Source organism: Pseudomonas sp. HP_01, assembly GCF_055284355.1.
Genome location: NZ_JBTOPV010000022.1, coordinates 1 through 19,236, shown reverse-complemented (window position 1 = coordinate 19,236; position 19,236 = coordinate 1). Strand labels below are relative to the sequence as shown.

The window sequence follows — 19,236 nt, the reverse complement described above, 5'->3', positions numbered from 1 at the left end:
GAAAAAAAACCGCTGAAAAATCAGCGGTTTATTTTTGACGCGTCAATCGACAGTCAGTCTTCGACCTGCTCGTCGCCTTCACGGCGGCTCATACCGTACTTGCGCATTTTCTCCACCAGCGTGGTGCGGCGGATGCGCAGACGTTCGGCGGCGCGCGCGACGATCCCGTTTGCATCGTCCAGCGCCTGTTGAATCAAGCCCTGCTCCAGACCACCGAGGTAGTCCTTCAAGTCCAGACCTTCAGGCGGCAACAAAGCGCTGTTGGCGAAGTTCGGCGTATGGCCGTTGATGGCCACGCGCTCTTCCAGATCGCTGCGCAGGCTGTCGACCAGTTGCTCGTCTTCGTCGTCGACGTAGCGGAACTTCTTGGGCAGCTCGGAGACACCAATGACACCGTACGGGTGCATGATCGCCATGCGCTCGACGAGGTTGGCAAGCTCACGAACGTTGCCCGGCCAGCCGTGACGGCACAGGGACATAATGGCGGCGGAGTTGAAGCGGATCGACCCGCGCTTCTCGTGTTCCATGCGCGAGATCAGCTCGTTCATCAGCAGCGGAATGTCTTCCACACGCTCACGCAACGGCGCCATTTCGATCGGGAACACGTTGAGACGGTAGTAGAGATCCTCGCGGAAACTGCCGATCACGATCATGTCTTCAAGATTTTTGTGCGTCGCGGCAATGATGCGCACGTCGACGCTCTGGGTCTTGTTGCTGCCCACGCGTTCGAAGGTGCGTTCCTGCAGGACGCGCAGCAGTTTGACCTGCATCGGCAGCGGCATGTCGCCGATTTCATCGAGAAAGAGCGTGCCGCCGTTGGCCAGTTCAAAGCGCCCTGCGCGGCTGGTGATGGCGCCGGTAAAGGCGCCCTTCTCGTGGCCGAACAGTTCGCTTTCGAGCAACTCGGCCGGGATCGCGCCGCAGTTGACCGGCACGAACGGCGCATCGCGGCGCTTGGAATGGTAATGCAGGTTACGGGCGACGACTTCCTTGCCGGTGCCGGATTCACCGAGAATCAGCACGCTGGCGTCGGTGTCGGCGACCTGCTGCATCATCTGACGGACGTGCTGAATCGCACGGCTGGTGCCGACGAGGCTGCGGAAAAGATTGGGTTCGCGCTGACGCCCACGTTCACGGGCCTGGTCGTACATCTCGCGATAGACCTGGGCACGGTGCAGGGAGTCCAGCAGTTTGCTGTAGCTGGGCGGCATCTCGACGGTGGAGAGGACCCGGCGACGCAGATCGTCCGCCAGTTCGCCCGAGGAGTTCTCGCCCATCAGCAGGACCGGGAGAAACTCGTCCCACGCGGCCACGGTTTTGAGCAGGCCTTGAAGGCTGCCCGGGGCGTTCACGCTGCCGACCAGCACGCAAAGCACTTCTCGGGTGGAGGTCAACGAGCCCACGACTTGCTGCCAGTCTGTGCTGGAGCAGGACAGGTTCTCATCACCCAGAAAATTCAGGATCACCGCCATGTCGCGGCGGCGCTGGCTATCGTCATCGATCAGCAGGATTTTGATTTCACGCCACATGCAATAGCAACTTCCCTAGTCAACTCGATGCCCGGTCACGGGCAAGCTTGGCTTTCGTTTCGTCCGTTGAGACGTGTCAATCACCGAAATTAGTGAACTTCACTAGTTAAGTCAAAAAACCGTACACAGTCAAATTTATGGCGTACATATTTTGGCTATGGACCAAGTGTCAACCGAACAGATGGTAAACCTTTGCCGCGCTTTTCGCTCGCTGGATCTGAGACATTTCGTCGACGATCGCTTGACGTTCGCCCACAGCGACGTCAATAAGCTTGCGGTAGACGCCTAGCAGCTCTTCCAGATTTGTTCGCAACTCAGGTTCATCGTTGCTCGCCTGGCTGATGACTTCATCGACGCAGGCCCGGCAGGCCATATCGAGCTGGCCGATTGCCTCCCAGTCTCGCTGCTCGAGGGCATCGACCAAGGCTTCACGGGTTTCTTCGATTCGCTTGAGTGCAACGCTCATGGGTTTCTCCTTCAGAGCACGGGTTGCTGGTCGCCGATCCCGTCCCAGCCTTCCTTGACCGTGGTCAGCAGGCCGCTGACTTCATCAAGGATTTTTGGATCGGATTTGATGTTCGCTTCCGCCAGACGCTTCATCAGGTAGACGTACAGGTTGTCGACGTGGGCCAGGGCTGCAGCCTGTTTTTCCATGTCCAGACCTTCACGCAGGCCGCCGATGATTTCAATCGCCTTGCCGATCAACAGCCCTTTGGCGGGGATGTCCTTACGCTCGATGGCGCCCTTGGCCTGGGCAATACGGTCCAGGCCTGCTTCCATCAGCATCTGCACCAGACGGTGTGGCGTGGCCACGGCGGTCTGGGCTTGTGAGTTGACCTTCTGATACTGCCGAAGGGCTGCCATACGGTTCATTGTCTTACCTCGCGCAACGAAGTTTCTATAGTGAGGGTATCGACACGGCCTGAGAAAACTTTAAGGCCAGATGCCAAAAACCCGGCACTGGGGGCCGGGTCATTTTCAGCGCGCCAACGTTTACGCGTTTTTCTGCGCGTTGAGCGAGTCGAAGAACGAGGTAATGCTTGTCGCGGAGGCTTTCAACTGCCCCACCAGCAAGTCCATCGCGTTGTATTTGGCAGTCAGGGTGGCGGTCAGGGTCGTCACACGCAGGTCAAGCGCCGTCTGCTGGTTCTGCAGATCAGTCTGCTGCTTGTTAAGGCTGCTGGTGCGCGTGGACAAGATGCCGCCGGTCTGGGTGTACGGCGTGATGGCAGCCTTCATCCGAGACAGCAAGCCGTTGGTGCTGTCTGTGCCGCTGAAGAGCTGCTGCACGTCGCCCGCAAGGCCTTGATCCATCGCGGCGGTGAACTTCTTGGCATCGAGGCTGAGCGTACCGTCGGACTGTCCGGTGGTAATACCCAACTGGGAGAGCACGGAAATACCGCCGGGTGCTCCTGAAGTTACCAATTGATCGCGAATCGCTGAAAGAATCGAGCGCGGCAATGCATCGCCGGTCAATGCCGCCGGGGTGACCGTGGCACCGGTGGTTTTATCCGGGGTGTCGCTGACCGTCGCTTTGGTGACGCTGGACACGGCTTTGACGACGTTGTTGTAGGCATCCACGAAGGTTTGCAGCGAGGCCTTGAGGCCATCGTTGTTCGCCGACACCGTCACAGTCGAAGGACCCGTCCCCCCCACCAGTGTCATGGACACGCCGCCGAGGCTCTTGTCCACGGTGTTGCTGGCGCTGGTGATGGTCAGGCCGTTGACCGTCAGGCTGGCGTCGACCGCTTGCGCGTCGATGTAGCCCGCACTGGTTTTGCTGGCCGGATCGAGCTTGGCGCCAGCAGCGATATTGAATTCGCTGGACGTCGTGCTGGAGGCCGTGATGTCCGTGCCCTTGCCCGTCACCGTGGAGCTGAATACCAGGCGTGAGCCGTTGTCATCGGTGATGATGTTGGCGCTGATGTTCGACGTCGCGGATTGCGCATTGATCTGCTTGGCGACCGACGCCAGCGTAGCGCCGGACGGAATGGTGATCTTGGTGTCAATGCCATTTTGAGTGAGGGTCAAATCGCCACTCGGAATAGCACTGGTGGTCCCGCCGGCAAAAGAAGCACTGGCGACACTCGAAGCCGTTGCAAGGTTTTTGACGTTGATGCTGTAGGTACCGGGTACGGCCGAGTTGTCGGACGTGACGGATAGCTTGGTCGCATCGGAAGCTTTTGCCGCATAACCGGCGAACGCAGGGGTGTCGGTCTTGCCGAGGTTGGTCAGTGCGGTCTGAAATGCGGTCATCGCACTTGTCAGCGTGCCAATGCCGGAGATTTTCGTGGTGACCAGTTTGGTCTGGGTGGTGATCTGGGTTTGCTTCGCGAGCTTGTCGGAGTTGACCAGCGCGGTAACAATCTCACCGATTGCCAGGCCCGAGCCGAGGCCGGTGGAAGGGGTAATAGGACTAGCCATGTGAGTCTCCTTTCAGTTGTAGTCGGCAATTTGACGAGCCCGCAATGCCACAGGCACAGCGTTCACATTTCATGCCATTTAAACCTTCACGTCGAACAACAGGCTGTTGGCGTTCTTCAGACTGTCGGCGAGCTTCAGCGCTTCGGCAGACGGCAATTGCCGCACCACTTCACCTGTTTCCGTGGCGATCACTTTCACCACCACTTTCCCCGACTTGTCGTCGATGGAGAATTCCAGGTTGCGATGAACCGACTGGAAGAACTTTTCCATTTGCTTGACGGCCGCTTGCAGCTCTTCGGTTTTCTTTTCGGGATCTGAGTCTTTACTTGTCGATGTGCCTGACGACGATGAAGCAGCCGGAGCAGAAACGACTTGAGGCGCCACGGCCGGCTTGTCAGCAACCACAGGCACCGCGGGCATCGACTGGACCATTGAATAAGACAAATTCAGCCTGCTACTTATTTCCATGTCCACTCACCTCGTTGAAAGTAAAAAGCGGGAGAGCACGCAAGCATACTCCCCCGCCAAAACTCTAGCCGTTATTACTGAAGCAGTTTCAGAACAGCGGATGGCAGCTGGTTAGCCTGGGCCAGAACAGAGGTGGAAGCTTGTTGCAGAGTCTGTTGTTTGGTCAGGTTAGCGGTTTCAGCGGCGAAGTCGGTGTCTTGAACGCGGCCCAGTGCAGCAGTGGCGTTTTCGTTAACGTTTTGCAGGTTGGAGATGGTGCTGGTCAGACGGTTTTGCGCGGCACCGAGGCTCGAACGGGTGCTGTTGATCTGTGCCAGTGCAGCGTCGATTGCCGAGATGGCGTTGTCGACGTTGGTGTGGGCAGTGGCGTTGTCGCCGCCGCTGATCGAACTTGTACCGCTCGATACGCCCAGAGCCGAAGCAGTGAAGCTGCCGGTCAGGACCAGGTCGATGTGGTTCGAAGTACCGGTGTTGGAACCGACTTGCAGAGTTACGGTGCTAGCCGAACCATCCAGCAGGTTCTTGCCGTTCAGGTTGGTCGAACCGGCGATACGGGTCAGTTCGTCCGACATTTGGGCGTATTCGGAGTTCAGAGCGCCACGGTCAGCAGTACCGTTCGTGTCGTTTCGGGACTGAACAGCCAGTTCACGCATACGCTGCAGAATGTTGGTCGATTCTTGCAGAGCGCCTTCAGCGGTCTGAGCGATCGAGATACCGTCGTTGGCGTTCTTGATTGCAACAGTCTGGCCGCGGATTTGCGAAGTTTCGCGAGTTGCGATCTGCAGGCCGGCTGCGTCGTCTTTGGCGCTGTTGATTTTCAGACCGGAAGACAAACGAGTCATCGAAGTCGACAGTGCATCGGAAGCTTTGGCCAGGTTCTTTTGAACTGCCAGGGAAGCTACGTTGGTGTTTACGCCTAAAGCCATGATGAATTCCTCGTTAGTTGTGTGCTGCGGCTGTCCGGCCCTGGCAAGCGCCGGGTGTGGCCTAGAGAACCTACGTAATGTTTATCGTCGCGGTTGCCAGGAGCTTGAGGGCTTTTTCAAATTTATTTGCCACCAGAGCGCCACCCCCGCAGTTTGTTGTCCGGGGATACACAGCGTTTCGGCGCACACCCCATAAGCTTTAACCTGACCCGGCGATTTGTTAACCAGTTCTCAAAAGAAGGGCGCGCCCTGCGGCGCGCCCCGGTCGCGGTTGCCCCTATCTATAGGGGCGTGTGGGTTATTGCAGCAGTTTGAGAACGGCTGCCGGTAGTTGGTTGGCTTGGGCCAGGACGGCGGTGGAGGCTTGCTGGAGGGTTTGTTGCTTCGTCATCTCTGCGGTTTCCGCAGCGAAATCCACATCTTCGATCTGGCCTCGGGACGCAGTGGCGTTCTTCGTCATGTTCTGGAGGTTTTCGATCGCGCTCATCATGCGGTTCTGATTCGCACCTAGATCCGCACGTGCGGAGTTGATCTTGCCGATCGCTGCGTCAATGGCCTTGATGGTGTATTCAATGTTCTCGGTACGAGCGGGTTTGTTGAGAGCCTCATCTGCCGACTTCGCATCGCCGAGGATTTTCTCAGCGTCAGTCACCGCCTTTTTAGCGGCATTAAGGGTGTCGACATCGGCTTGCGTAGGCGTCTGGATCCCTGCAAACGTTGCCTCGGCTGCAAGGAGTCCGGTCTTCGCCGTCTCAATATCGGCCGCCATCTGGGGCGTAACGGTATTGACTATGTTTCTCGACCCGCTGCCGTCAATCGAGAGCGGTGTGTAATCACCTTTGACGATAGCCGCCGCGCCCGAATGTGTGGCAGTTGCCGCAACAGCCGCCCGATCCTCAGTCGCAACAAAGATTGATTCGGATGAAAAATCATCACTGAGAGTAAGGCTGATCTTCTCAGTAGCGCCCACATTCGCACCAATCTGGAAACTCAGTTCCCCCGCACTTCCATCCAGCAAATTCAACTCAGCGCCGAACGTTGTACCTTTGGCGGTCCTGGACACTTCGGCCGTCAGTTTCAGGAACTCGGCATTTAAAGCATCTCTTTCTTTCGGCCCTTTATCACCGTTGGCAGCTTGCACCGCGAGGTCTCGCATCCGCTGCAAGTTGTTCAAAGACTGATCCAATGCTCCTTCAGCCGTTTGGATAATGGATATAGCCGCCCCCGCATTGCGTGTCGCAACAGTCATGCCGCGTATTTGAGTGGTCAGCCGAGTCGCAAGCTGCAATCCAGCAGCATCGTCCTTGGCAGTATTGATCCGCAATCCTGAAGACAGGCGGGTCATTGCAGTGCTCAGAGAATCGGAAGACCTGTTCAAATTCCGCTGAACAGACAGCGAAGCAATATTAGTGTTTACAGTTAAAGCCATTTTTAATTCCCTCGTTGATAGAAACGGAGAGCTCTCTGGTATCGGGGAAGTCCATTTCTCCCGGAGAACTTACAGCCCAGCTATCGACGAACTGCAGAGTGGCTTTAACAACAAACACGTCGCGCAGGCTGCGCCATCACGACAATTGCAGGGTAATAAAACAGCTAAGTTATTAAATGGACTGGAGATTAAAAAAACATAAAAAAACGGCCCCTGCGGGCCGCTTAATTCAGATCAAACTGAAACTAATGTAGGAGTTTTCTCTAACTTCCCGACAATGGGAAAGTGTCAGACCTCAAGAAACTCGACTTCAAGCCAATCCGCCAACCCCACCCAGTCCTGCCGCTCCTGACACGCCAGAATCGCACTCAACACCCTCCCCCATTCAGCCTGTCTCTCGGGAGAAACCCCGTCCATCAAAGGCAGCGACCGATCAATCAGCTCGACCATTTTCAACGCCCCTTCGATATCCCGGCCCAGGCGAAACAGCTTGGCGCATTCGCGGGCTTCTTCTATGACGTGTTGAGGCAGGGTCATGGCAAGGTCCAGTCAGGGTCGAAGTCGGCGCCGGCGATCAGCGCACCGTCGCGGCTGGTGTTGAAGAAGGTGACCTGCGGGTGGCGGGCGATGAAGCGTTCCAGTTCGATGAGGTAGCTGCGGAAATTGAGCTGGGTCTTGACCTTGTTGCCCCGACCGTCGCGCACCCAGTGTTTGGCGATGCTCAGGGCGGGCCCCAGGTCGCCGTCCTGCCAGCCGGTGTGGGTCTTGCCGCCGGGAAAGGCGAAGTCGGCGCCGAACAGGGTGATTCGCGCGGCACCCATTTTCACCGCGAGATCGACGGCCGGATGGATGACACTCCCGCCCACGTGCAACGTGGCTTTCGGGATTTCTTCGCGCAGCCGTGCATACAGCGGGCTGGTGGAATAGCCGACGTAGCGCGGGCCTTGCCAGGCCTCCAGCATTGCGGCGTCCTGGCCCGGCACATAGACCAGCGCGATGTGTGCGGAACCTTCGGTGGGCAGATGCCGCGGGGTGATGCGGTGGTCGATGCTCACCACCACGTCCGGCCTGATGCCCTGGTTGCGCAGCGGCACGTAAGCGGTGTCAACGCAGATGATCAGCGGCCGGTTGGCGCTGTTTGACGTGCTCAACAGGCGCGGCAAATGCTGTTGCAGACTCGGCCCCGTGGCGATGACGAACACGTCGCACCCCTGCTGAGTGCCGAACAGCGACGCGACGTCGGTGTCCCGTTGCAGCAGCGCCCTGCCCTGTTCCAGCAGGCGCGCGTTGTCGGGGGTGTCGGCGGCGAACGCCTGGTTGTTGAAGCCGACGTGCACCTCACTGACCAGCCGGTCGCGGATCCGTGCGCTGCTGTCGTCGGCCAGCACCAGTTCAGCCGGCAACGCAAAGAAGGGCAGTTGAATCTCGCTGCGGGCGTCGGCGTACGCGAGGTTTACGCGGGGGTCGGACAGCCAGTCATCCTGTTCCAGCAGTTGCAGCACCAAGGCGAACAACGCGCCGTTGAGAATGTGGACGTGCAGCGTTTGCAGAGAATGTTCGCCCAGCAAAACCCGCTGCAAATCGCCGAGGGCGGTGCCATAGAGATGCACGACGGGGCTATCGTTCGGGAGGCTTTGTGCCTGGGTTTGTGCTTCGGCGAGGCGATCATGGCGGCTGGTGAGCTGAATGCCGCCAATGCTGAGGGTCGACTGGCGGCCTTCGATCAACCGCGCAGGGATGGATTCGACGCTTTCGGCGCTCAAGCGCTGTGCAACGTCGGGCCAGCGCTGTTCGATCACGGCGAGGTTGTGCTGGAAAATCTCGCCCATGACGGCAGTCCTGTCGGTTTGGCACGGCGGTCCCGTGAGAGGTGCAGAAAGCAAAACGGCGACCTGAGTCATCAGCGTCGCCGTTGTGCAGGCTGGGGGCAGCCCGGTGGTGCGATGTCAGGGACGATAAAGGATCGCCGAGCCCCACGACAAGCCCACGCCGAAACCACTGACCGCGATGCGTTTCCACGTGGCGTTCATGACGTGTTTTTCCAGCAGCAGCGGAATGCTGGAAGACACCGTGTTGCCGGTCTCGAGCATGTCCTTGACGAATTTCTCCGGCGACTTGCCGTCCTCGAACCGACGGGCGACCGCATCGACGATGGCCGCGCTGCCCTGGTGGATGCAGAACGCATCGACGTCGGAGGATTGCAGGCCGGAGTCTTCGAGCAGTTCGTTGAGGTGCGCAGGCACTTTGACCAGCGCGAAGTTGAACACTTGACGCCCGTTCATGTAGAACGCGCCATCAGTAGTCTTGAGGAACTCTGCACCCGAGCCGTCGGTGCCGAACTTGGATTTGCCCAGCTGCCATGGGGCGTCGTCGCTCATCCAGGTCGCCGTGGCGGCGTCGCCGAAGAGCATGGTGGTGTTGCGGTCTTCCGGGTCGACGATCTTCGAATACGGGTCGGCAGTGACCAGCAAACCATTCTTCAACCCGGTCGCTTCCATAAAGCCTTTCAGCGCATAGATGCCGTAGACATAGCCCGAGCAGCCGAGGGAAATGTCGAACGCAGCGATGTGGGTCGGCAGGCCGAGTTTGTGCTGAACGATGGCCGCCGTGTGCGGCAGGCCTTCTTCGTCGCCGTTCTGGGTGACGACGATCAGAGCGTCGATGGCGTCCCGTGACAGCGCGGGGTTGTTAGCGAACAGCTGGTTGACCGCTTCGACGCACAGGTCCGAGGTTTCCTGGGCGTCTTCTTTACGCGGCAGAAAAGCAGAACCGATCTTGCCAAGGATGAAGTCTTCATCCTTTCCGAATTTGGCACCCTGGGCGTAATTGTCGACGCCGGCTGTGGGCACATAACTCGCTATGCTCTTGATGCCAATCATCATGGCTTCCCAATAAAAAACTGCTGAACATCACCCGGCGCGGTTAGGCGGGGCGTTGAAAATCCGGGGCTTGCGGCCTGAAAAAAAGGCGACGTACACGGCGAAGCGACACCAGAATCGCTCTGGAATCAGCCCGACGACGTCACGGCCCGCCAACACGATACAGTGAAGATGCCCGTTATGACCCACAGGTCACCAAAAGTTTTACAAGCTTTTAGCTGACCGACAGGTGCTGCGCAACCTCGGGTCGCTGCTCAGACAGGTAATTGACATGAAGATGTCACGGGATTGTGGCGGGTGGTTCAACATCTGCGAGGCTTCAGTGGGACCGGCTTCAGCCGGGAAGAGGCCCTGGTGCGCGACGACAATTTTGCGGTGTAGCGTATGCCGTCTTCCCGGCTAAAGCCGGTCCCACATTCGCGTTCACATCCATATCACTGACTGCACGCGTTGTTTTAGTGGGACCGGCTCCAGGTGCGCGACGACAATTTTGCGGTGCAGCGTATGCCGTCTTCCCGGCTAAAGCCGGTCCTACATTTGCTTTCACACCCAATATCACTGACTGCACGCGCTGTTTTAGTGGGACCGGCTTCAGCCGGGAAGAGGCCCTGGTGCGCGACGACAATCTCGCGATGCAGCGTATGCCGTCTTCCCGGCTAAAGCCGGTCCCACATTCGCGCTTACAGCCAATATCACTGACTGCACGCGTTGTTTTAGTGGGACCGGCTCCAGGTGCGCGACGACAATTTTGCGGTGTAGCGTATGCCGTCTTCCCGGCTAAAGCCGGTCCCACATTTGCGTTCACATCCAATATCACTGACTGCACGCGTTGTTTTAGTGGGACCGGCTTCAGCCGGGAATAGGCCCTGGTGCGCGACGACAATTTTGCGGTGTGACGAGTGCCGTCTTCCCGGCTAAAGCCGGTCCCACATTTGCGTTCACACCCAATATCACTGACTGCACGCGTTGTTTTAGTGGGACCGGCTTCAGCCGGTCCCGTATTTGCCTAACCCACCCCATCCCAACTCAACGCAGCCCCGCGTTTCAGGGCGTGGCGTGCCTTGCGCCCGAGCACGGCATCGATGTGTTTGGGCGCCAGGCCGAGGCCGGGGCGGATGGCGCGAATGTTGTCTGCGCTGAAGATCTCGCCCTCGGCGATGTCTCGCACCACGTACAACGAGCGGCGGTATTGCAGGGATTTCTGTTCGGCTTCGGTGGCGCCGTACTGCACGTGGCCCATGCCTTGCCAGGCGCGTTCGGTTTCGATGACCAGGCTGGCCATTTCTGCCGGTTCCAGGGAAAAACTGGCGTCGACCCCGCCATCGGCGCGGTCGAGGGTGAAGTGTTTTTCGATGACCGTCGCGCCCATGGCCACCGCCGCCACCGACACGCCAACGCCCATGGTGTGATCCGACAAACCCACCTGGCAGCCAAACAACCCGGCCATGTGCGGAATCGTGCGCACGTGGCTGTTGGCCGGTGTCGCCGGGTAGGTGCTGGTGCATTTCAGCAGCACCAGATCCTTGCAGCCCGCCGCCCGCGCCGCCCGCACGCTTTCATCGAGCTCAGCGATGCTGGCCATTCCGGTGGAAATGATCATCGGTTTGCCGGTGGCCGCCACTTTGCGGATCAGCGGGATGTCGGTGTTCTCAAAACTGGCGATCTTATAGGCCGGCACGTCGAGGCTTTCGAGAAAGTCCACGGCGGTCTCGTCGAAAGGCGTCGAAAACGCCAGCAGCCCCAGTTCTTTAGCTCGGGCGAAGATAGGCGCATGCCATTCCCAGGGCGTGTGCGCCTGTTCATACAGCGCATACAGCGAGGTCCCGGCCCATAAGCTGTTGGGGTCTTTGATGAAGAACTCGCCCTCGGCGATGTCCAGGGTCATGGTGTCGGCGGTGTAGGTCTGCAGCTTGAGGGCGTGGGCGCCCGCCTTCGCCGCAGCCTCGACGATGCGCAGCGCCTGATCCAGCGACTGGTTATGGTTGCCGCTCATCTCGGCAATGATGAACGGCGGCGCGTCGGGACCGATGGTTCGCGAACCGATCTTGAAAGAGTTCATCGTTGCTCACTCGCTGCATTGACGTCGGTCGGCACCAGGCCAAACGATAAAAATAGGAACGGGCAGCGGCTCATGCGCCCTGCTCCGTTGTTACGGTGTCGGGACTGCCTGGGTTAGCCGGGGCCGCCAAGGCGTCAGCGATCCGCCGGGCACCACGACCATCCACCAACAACCTCGATTGTTCGGCGAACGACCGGCGTAGCACCGCATCGCCGCAAAGCTGCTCGATAGCATCACGCAAACGCCCGGCCTCAAGCTGCACATGGGGCCCGAGATACAGATGCACCCCCGCTTCGGCCAGCAATTGCGCATTGAGCTGCTGATTGTTCGCCACCGAAATACAGATCGTCGGCAAACCCAGCGCCGCGCGCTCCCAGGTGGTGCCGCCGCCGGCGCCGATGAACAGATCGGCGGCCTGCATCAGCGCGAAAAAATCAGCGCTCAGCGTGTGCAACCGCCATTCAGGGCGGGACGCCGCCAGCTCGCTCATCGCCTGCCAATGGGGGTTGTGCAGACCGGCGACGAAATCCACCTGCACGTCATCGAACGCCTGAAGCGCCAGCATCGTGGCGTACACCTGCCCGGCCGCATCGAAGCCGCCAAAATTGACCAGCACCCGCTCCACCCGAGACTTGATGGCAATGGCCTCGCACTGAAACTCGTCGCGCAGCAAGGCAAATCGCGGCCCCAGAAAGGCCTGGCACTCAGGCCCGACCCAGGCGGCATAGGGCTGATCCAGCGCCTGAGCGCTGTAATTCTGGTCGAGCAACACTTCAACCGAATGGGGCCGGTTGGCCAGATCGTCGATCGCCATCACCCTATCGGCGAGACCGCGCGCCGCCTTTTCCCAGCGCGCATCCAGCCCGTAATGGTCAACGATCACCCAGTCAAACTGCGGCTCATCCTCAATCTCTTCGGCCAAGGCCGACAGGTCCGCCTGCCAAGGTAACGCCGCCTCTATGTCCTGGTCTTCTTCAGCGCCATAACGTGCGGGCAGCGCATAGGTGACATAGCCCTGATCGGCCAGCCGCAGCAGCAAGTGCCCCGGCAATTCGCGGCAGGCAAAGCGCACATCGGCGCCATCGTTGCGCAGCGTATTGGCCAGGGTCAGGCAGCGGGCGATGTGACCGCTGCCGATGATCACCGAGGCGTCGGCGCGGATCAGCACGCGCATCACGCCAGTTCTCCGCCGGCCTTGAGCGCGGCATAAAGGTATTCCGCGCGCAGCCAGTCTTCCTGGCTGTCGATGTCCTGCACCAGATGCCGGGGCAGAATCACCGGCAGGCTGAGTTCGGAAAACACCGTATCGCCGCGCAACCACGCATCGCTGCGGCCCCAATAGAACTGGCCGGCGTCCTGATAGGCGACGGGCAGGTCCTGGGAGCGCACGCTGCGAAATTCCGGGTGCATCGCGCCCAGGCTGCCGTCGCTGTCGATCAACAGCGCACGCTGCACCGGGAAGCCGAAGCTGCACACTGAAAACGCATAGGATTTTTCTGCTGCTGCTTGGAGCACTTCCAGGCCCTGACGCAGATAGCGCGCCTGCAACAGCGGCGCGGTGGCGTAGATGCAGCAGGCGTAATCAAAGCGCTGATCAAGGGCGTCCAGAGTACAAAGCGCATGCTGAATCACCGCCGCCGTGCCGGTGAAAGCATCGGCCAGATCCGCCGGGCGCATGAACGGCACGTCAGCGCCATAGTGGCGGGCAACGTCAGCGATTTCTGCGTCGTCGGTGCTGACGACAACCTGATCGAACGCCCCGCTCGCCCGCGCAGCACGAATGGAATGGGCAATCATCGGCTCGCCGTTGAACAGCTTGATGTTCTTGCGCGGGATGCGCTGGCTGCCGCCCCGTGCGGGGATGATGGCGACGGCGCTCATGCTCGTGGGCCTTTCATGGGTTCGCTCGCATCAAATGGCCGCCGGGCTCGTTTCGCCGAGCAAACGGTGAAGCTGTTCAACGACGTAATCCTGCTGCGCGTCGGTCATCGCGGGGTACAGCGGCAGGCTGATGGCCTGAGCGTAATAGGCCTCGGCTGCGGGAAAATCACCCGGTTTGAAGCCCAGGTCGCGGTAATAGGGCTGCAGATGCACCGGGATGTAATGCACGTTCACGCCGATGCCTGCCCCGCGCAAACCTTCGAAGACTTGACGGTGACTCAGCGCAATCAGGTCGGTCTGCAGGCGCACGACGTACAAGTGCCACGCGGAATCGGCCTCGGCTTGAGCGGTCGGCAAGGTCAGCGGCAGGTCGGCCAACAGCGTGTGATAACGCGCCACCAACTGCCGACGCCGGGCCAGAAAACCGTCGAGCTTGTTCAGCTGCGAAAGCCCGAGTGCCGCCTGCATGTCGGTCATCCGGTAATTGAAGCCCAGTTCGACTTGCTGGTAATACCAGGGGCCGTGGCTTGGCTCGTCCATCTGCGCCGGATCACGGGTCATGCCGTGGCTGCGCAGGCGGCGCAGACGTTCGGCCAGTTTGGGGCTGTTGGTCAGCACCATGCCGCCTTCGCCGGTGGTCACGATTTTGACCGGATGAAAACTGAACACCGTCATGTCGGCGAATTCGCCGCAACCTACCGGTCGCCCGGCATAGTCCGCGCCGACCGCGTGAGAAGCGTCTTCGATCACCACAAAACCGTAACGCCGGGCCAGTTCACTGATGGCGCGCATGTCGCAGCTCTGTCCGGAAAACGCCACCGCCACCAGCACTTTGGGCAGCGTGCCGGTGGATTCGGCCACTTCAAGCTTGCGCGCGAGGGCGTCGGTGTCGAGGTTCCAGGTCAGGGAATCGATGTCGACAAAGTCCACATCGGCGCCGCAATAGCGCCCGCAGTTGGCCGAGGCCAGAAACGTATTCGGGCTGGTCCACAGCCAGTCGCCCTGCCCCAGTCCGGCCGCCAGACAGGCAATGTGCAGCGCCGCCGTGGCGTTGCACACGGCCACAGCGAAACCGGCTTCACAGCGCTCGGCCATCACAACTTCGAAGCGTTCGAGGGTCGGGCCCTGGGTCAGCCAGTCCGACTTGAGCACCTCGACCACCGCGTCGATATCGTCCTGATCAACGCTCTGTCTGCCATACGGAATCATGGCTTTACGTCAGCGTGCAGCTCGCCGATCTGGCGGATCGACAGGAAATCCGGGTTAGTGTCGGAGCGGTATTCGAACTCGTCGTGGACCGCCTTGCCCTGTGCGCCGGTGGCGTCGACGGCAAAGTCGGTGTCGACGTTGTTGAAGCGGATCGACGGCACGATGGTGTAGTGGTCGTCGAATTCCAAAGTCATCCGGGCGTCGTCCTGGGGCACCATCAGTTCGTGCAGTTTCTCGCCGGGACGAATGCCGACGATCTTGTGCGGCAGGTCCGGGGCCATGGCCTGGGCCAGATCGACGATGCGCACCGATGGAATCTTCGGCACGAACACTTCACCGCCGTGCATGCGCTCGAAGCTCTGCATGACGAAATCCACGCCGTGGTCGAGGGTGATCCAGAACCGCGTCATGCGCGGGTCGGTGATCGGCAATTCAACCGCACCGCCAGCCAGCAGCTTGTTGAAGAACGGCACGATGGAACCGCGGGAGCCGGCCACGTTGCCGTAGCGCACCACGGAAAACCGCGTCTGTTCTTCGCCACCGATGTTGTTGGCGGCGACGAACAGTTTGTCCGACAGCAGTTTGGTGGCGCCGTACAGGTTGATCGGGCTGGCGGCCTTGTCAGTCGACAGCGCCACGACCTTCTTCACGCCGTTGGCGATGGCCGCCGAAATGATGTTTTCCGCGCCATTGACGTTGGTGCGAATGAACTCGGTCGGGTTGTACTCCGCCGCCGGCACATGCTTGAGCGCCGCCGCATGGACCACGTAATCAATGCCGCGCATGCCCTGCTGCAAACGATCGGCATCGCGCACATCGCCGAGGAAATAGCGCATGCACGGGGCGTTGAATTCCTGCTGCATTTCGTACTGCTTGAGTTCATCGCGGGAAAACACCACCACGCGCCGGGGCTGATAACGCGCCAGCAGCGAGCGGATGAACATGCGACCGAACGAGCCGGTCGCGCCTGAGATGAACACTGATTTGCCGTTGAACATGACGTAGTCCTTTAACCCGGAGGCCTTAAGCGAGCAGCTCGGCCCAACTGGAACCGTCGGCCGAAGCGAGGGTGAAGCCCTTGCCGGTCAGTTGCAGATTTTTGTTGTACGCCAGGTCGTGGGCAAACGCCCCGGACCATTTGTCTTGCAGCGCGGCCAGCGTCTGTGGCGCGTCAGGCAATGCGCCCGAGTGCACGAACTGCACGTGGGGCGTCCACACCGTCAGGTACCCGGCCTGGGCCACTTTCAGGCACAGGTCCACGTCGGCGAAGGCGTCGGCGAAATGCTCTTGATCCATGCCGCCGACGGCGTCGAAGATCTCCTTGCGCACCATCAGGCAGGCGTCGGACACCGCGGAGTAATTCTGGTCCAGCAGCAAACGGCTCATGTAGCCGGCTGCGTCTTTCGCTTCGCCGACGAACGCTGAACCCACGCCGCCGTTCATGCCGAGAATCAGACCCGCCTGACTGACCGTGCCGTTGCGCTCGATCAGCTTGGCGCCAACCACGCCGACTTCGGGACGCATTGCCTGATTGAGCAAGGCGTCGATCCAGTTCGGGCTGATGACTTCACCATGGGCCGAGAGCAGTGCCAGGTATTCGCCGGTGGCCTGTTCGCGCAGCGCATTGATCAGCGCGGACTGACTCAGCGGTTGATCCATGGAAATCACGCGCACGCGGCCTTTTTGCTGGCGGCTCAGCCATTCGCTGAGTTCTGCCGACACGCTGTGATCGTCCGCGATCAGCACTTCGTAGTTTGCGTAGCGCGTGCGCAGCAGGACACTCGCCAGGCAACGTTGCAGCACCGGCAGGTCGTCAACACCCTGGACGAGGATCGACACCAGCGGGCGCTGGATGTGGCGGTAATCGATGCGCCAGGTGCCGGGTGCCGCCGGACTGATCTGGGCCTTGAAACCGCGATTGTTCAGGTGCCGGGTCAGGGCCAGACGTTGCTGGGGGTTTTCTTCCAGGGGTTGTGCGTCGGTGACCAGCAGCGGCTCGTCCAGATGCGCCAGCCAGCCCATGCCGCCCTGCTCGATGATACGCAGGAGCAGTTCAAATTCGGCGGCCTGGGCAAAGTCGGCGGAGTAACCGCCGGCCTCGACCAGTACGTCGCGGCGGACCAGCCAGTGACGGGACATCAGCGTCGGGTTGCTCAGCAGCAGGTCGAGGTTGAAGCCCGGGCGCATGACGTGGGTCAGCGCACCACTGGCCTCACGTTGAACTTCATCGGCGAACACCGCGCGGCACTCAGGCGCGGCCTGCAGTTCCAGCGAGGCGCGCAACAGCCCACCGGCGGTGAAAGCATCACCCACTTCAGCCAGCATCAGCCAGTTGCAGGTGGATTGACGGGCGATCTGATTGACCTTGTCGACCCAGTTGCTCTTGCTGACCTTGACGAAGTGCAGGGTGTTTTGCGCGCTCGTCGCCGCCGGTGGCTCGCCACTGGTGAACACCACCACCTTGAAAGTCTTGCAGTGGCCTTCGACCAGGCTGTCCAGGGTGACCTGCAATTTGTTCATGTCATCGTTCAGGTCGAGCAACAGAATGCCGAACTGCGGCCCGCCGCCGAGGCTGCTGATGCGGCTGAGGATGGCCTGTGCATCGCCCGGGCTCGGCTGGCGTGCGTCCAGCCACTGCAACAACTGGCCCGATGGCATGCCGGCCAGGGTCACGCGATGGTCTTCACGATGGACCGAATTCAGGCGCTGCAACCAACGCGACATTTGCGCGGCTTCTTCGGGGTCATCCTGGCGGGCCATCACACCGACCAGCGGTTCGACGATGTACGGGTTGAAGATGTTCAGCGCCATCGCTTCCCACATCCGGTTGGCGATGGTTTCGGGGTTGTCGTTGCCGTGTGAGCGCAGCAGCACTTCGTGCTGAACCCAAGTACCTTCGAGATGCTCCATCTGCAGCTTGCCGGCCGGCAGCGCGTGGATCAGAAACTCGATCTCGGCCAGCACGTCGAAAAAGGCCTGGTTGTAAAACGGCATTTCAACGAACTGACGGGGACCGAACTGGCGGTCCGCAGGTTTGAACACGTCGTTCCAGCGCGACACCACGATGCTGGTCAGGCCCAGGGAACGCTGATCATCGAGACAGCTTTGAAGGGTGGCGTAGGTCGTTTTGACGTGTTCGATGCCGTCGGCTGCGTTCAGCTCGCCGAGGGTCGAAGTCAGACCTGCCAGAAAACCGGCGAATTCGTGGCGCTCGAGGACGGCTGACGGATCGCTGTCACTCAGCTTTTTCAACATGTGGGTCGGGCGGTCGGAAAGCCGGTGGTTGAGCTCGCGGACCACGTAGGGGATCGGCAGGGTCCGCGCCTTGGCGGCCGAGAGCAGGAAATACGCGTGACCGAACTCTTGCAGTTCGCCGCTGATGCCCTGGGGCAAGGCGGCAAACCATTGTTGCAGCAGCGCAGTGCGAGTGACGGCGTAGAACGGCGGAATGTAGTGGTCCATGAAGCTCAGGACGCGTTCGGCAGCGGTCTCGGACGCGAAGTCTTCCGGGCCCTTTTTGTCGCGGCGGAAGTATTCGACCTTGTCGCCATGGGCCTGGTACATCAGGCAATAGCCGTGGCACAGGCCGTAATCCGGGTTGGCGGCGAGGAATTCCACCGACCGGGCCAGCGCGTCATGCATCAGAAAATCTTCGTCGCCCACGAACGCCATGAACGGCGTGGCCACTTGGGTCACCCCGTAGGCGATCCTGCTCTGAATGCCGGTATCGGCGAACTGCGGCACGTGGCGGTAATCCACCTGCGGGAAAAGCGCGGCAATGTCTGCGGCTGACTGCAGCGAAGCATCCAGCACCAGCACGTGGGCCGACAACGAACTGTAGTACTGCAACGTCCGGCGCAAGAGTGCGGGCCGGTCATGGGTGAGGACTACGAGAGTCAGTTGGGCATCGAGCGGCATGGTATTTCCCGAAGATGGATGACGGTGCATTACGTTTTCCCTGTGATGCGGCCAGGCGTCAAAAAGATGATCAATGGCGATATCGGGGAGACGAAGCAGGAAGCACGCCAACTCTGGATGGCGGGACTGCGCGCAGTGGGAGGGACTGGATTTGGTGGGGAGCGCGTTATTCGTCACACCGCAAAATCGAGGGTGCAGATGCGGGCCTCTTCCCGGCTGAAGCCGGTCCCACTAAAGCAGCGCGTGCAGTCAGTGAGAACGGATATGAACGCGGATGTGGGACCGGCTTGAGCCGGGAAGCCGTCAGCAGGGATTCAAGGCGAATATAAGGTCAAGGAGCCTGCAGACAACCGTGAGCAGTGGGACGCTGCACACCCAGTGTAGGGGGGGGGGGGGGGGGGGGGGGGGGGGGGGGGGGGGGGGGGGGGGGGGGGGGGGGGGGGGGGGGGGGGGGGGGGGGGGGGGGGGGGGGGGGCGGGGGGGGCGGGCGCCGGGGGGGCGGGGGGGCGGGGCC

Annotated in this window: 16 protein-coding genes; all 16 read right to left on the bottom strand. The window is 60.5% G+C overall.

The annotated features are described in order from the left end of the window. Positions 1-53 precede the first annotated feature (53 nt). The 16 genes from ACYAR8_RS13400 to ACYAR8_RS13325 all read right to left on the bottom strand — a co-directional run bounded on the left by ACYAR8_RS13400 (position 54) and on the right by ACYAR8_RS13325 (position 18,722). Complete coding sequence (locus ACYAR8_RS13400; protein ID WP_074892996.1) at positions 54-1,529, bottom strand: sigma-54 dependent transcriptional regulator; 1,476 nt, start codon at positions 1,527-1,529, stop codon at positions 54-56. Positions 1,530-1,698: 169 nt separating this feature from the next. Next, complete coding sequence (gene fliT, locus ACYAR8_RS13395) at positions 1,699-1,995, bottom strand: flagellar protein FliT (RefSeq protein WP_065987286.1); 297 nt, start codon at positions 1,993-1,995, stop codon at positions 1,699-1,701. An 11-nt stretch (positions 1,996-2,006) separates the two neighbouring features. Further along, the gene (gene fliS, locus ACYAR8_RS13390; RefSeq protein WP_074892998.1) at positions 2,007-2,402 is read right to left on the bottom strand and encodes a flagellar export chaperone FliS; all 396 of its coding nucleotides are present in this window, start codon (positions 2,400-2,402) and stop codon (positions 2,007-2,009) included. Positions 2,403-2,522: 120 nt separating this feature from the next. Next, positions 2,523-3,953 (bottom strand): flagellar filament capping protein FliD, encoded by a 1,431-nt coding sequence (fliD, locus tag ACYAR8_RS13385; protein WP_463580136.1) that lies wholly within the window; start codon positions 3,951-3,953, stop codon positions 2,523-2,525. Positions 3,954-4,031: 78 nt separating this feature from the next. Beyond that, the gene (locus ACYAR8_RS13380; protein ID WP_463580163.1) at positions 4,032-4,421 is read right to left on the bottom strand and encodes a flagellar protein FlaG; all 390 of its coding nucleotides are present in this window, start codon (positions 4,419-4,421) and stop codon (positions 4,032-4,034) included. A gap of 74 nt (positions 4,422-4,495) precedes the next feature. After that, the gene (locus ACYAR8_RS13375) at positions 4,496-5,347 is read right to left on the bottom strand and encodes a flagellin domain-containing protein (protein ID WP_074893005.1); all 852 of its coding nucleotides are present in this window, start codon (positions 5,345-5,347) and stop codon (positions 4,496-4,498) included. A 298-nt stretch (positions 5,348-5,645) separates the two neighbouring features. After that, positions 5,646-6,776: a flagellin N-terminal helical domain-containing protein gene (locus ACYAR8_RS13370; protein ID WP_074893008.1), complete on the bottom strand. Its 1,131-nt coding sequence runs from the start codon at positions 6,774-6,776 to the stop codon at positions 5,646-5,648. A gap of 288 nt (positions 6,777-7,064) precedes the next feature. Then, positions 7,065-7,313: a hypothetical protein gene (locus ACYAR8_RS13365; protein ID WP_074893010.1), complete on the bottom strand. Its 249-nt coding sequence runs from the start codon at positions 7,311-7,313 to the stop codon at positions 7,065-7,067. After that, positions 7,310-8,605 carry a motility associated factor glycosyltransferase family protein gene (locus tag ACYAR8_RS13360; protein WP_463580135.1) on the bottom strand — a complete coding sequence of 432 codons (1,296 nt, stop codon included), beginning with the start codon at positions 8,603-8,605 and terminating at the stop codon, positions 7,310-7,312. Before ACYAR8_RS13360 ends, ACYAR8_RS13365 begins: the two co-directional genes overlap by 4 nt. 117 nt (positions 8,606-8,722) lie before the next feature. Next, complete coding sequence (locus ACYAR8_RS13355; protein ID WP_463580134.1) at positions 8,723-9,655, bottom strand: ketoacyl-ACP synthase III; 933 nt, start codon at positions 9,653-9,655, stop codon at positions 8,723-8,725. A gap of 1,006 nt (positions 9,656-10,661) precedes the next feature. Beyond that, positions 10,662-11,714: a pseudaminic acid synthase gene (gene pseI / locus ACYAR8_RS13350; protein ID WP_463580133.1), complete on the bottom strand. Its 1,053-nt coding sequence runs from the start codon at positions 11,712-11,714 to the stop codon at positions 10,662-10,664. A 70-nt stretch (positions 11,715-11,784) separates the two neighbouring features. Further along, complete coding sequence (gene pseG, locus ACYAR8_RS13345; RefSeq protein ID WP_463580162.1) at positions 11,785-12,888, bottom strand: UDP-2,4-diacetamido-2,4,6-trideoxy-beta-L-altropyranose hydrolase; 1,104 nt, start codon at positions 12,886-12,888, stop codon at positions 11,785-11,787. After that, complete coding sequence (gene pseF, locus ACYAR8_RS13340; RefSeq protein WP_463580132.1) at positions 12,888-13,595, bottom strand: pseudaminic acid cytidylyltransferase; 708 nt, start codon at positions 13,593-13,595, stop codon at positions 12,888-12,890. The genes pseG and pseF overlap by 1 nt, the downstream gene beginning before the upstream one ends. A 30-nt stretch (positions 13,596-13,625) precedes the next feature. After that, positions 13,626-14,804, bottom strand: a complete 1,179-nt coding sequence (gene pseC / locus ACYAR8_RS13335; RefSeq protein WP_463580131.1) for a UDP-4-amino-4,6-dideoxy-N-acetyl-beta-L-altrosamine transaminase — start codon at positions 14,802-14,804, stop codon at positions 13,626-13,628. Further along, positions 14,801-15,802 (bottom strand): UDP-N-acetylglucosamine 4,6-dehydratase (inverting), encoded by a 1,002-nt coding sequence (gene pseB / locus ACYAR8_RS13330; protein WP_074893033.1) that lies wholly within the window; start codon positions 15,800-15,802, stop codon positions 14,801-14,803. The genes pseC and pseB overlap by 4 nt, the downstream gene beginning before the upstream one ends. A 25-nt stretch (positions 15,803-15,827) precedes the next feature. After that, positions 15,828-18,722 (bottom strand): glycosyltransferase family 2 protein, encoded by a 2,895-nt coding sequence (locus ACYAR8_RS13325; RefSeq protein ID WP_463580130.1) that lies wholly within the window; start codon positions 18,720-18,722, stop codon positions 15,828-15,830. Positions 18,723-19,236: the final 514 nt, after the last annotated feature.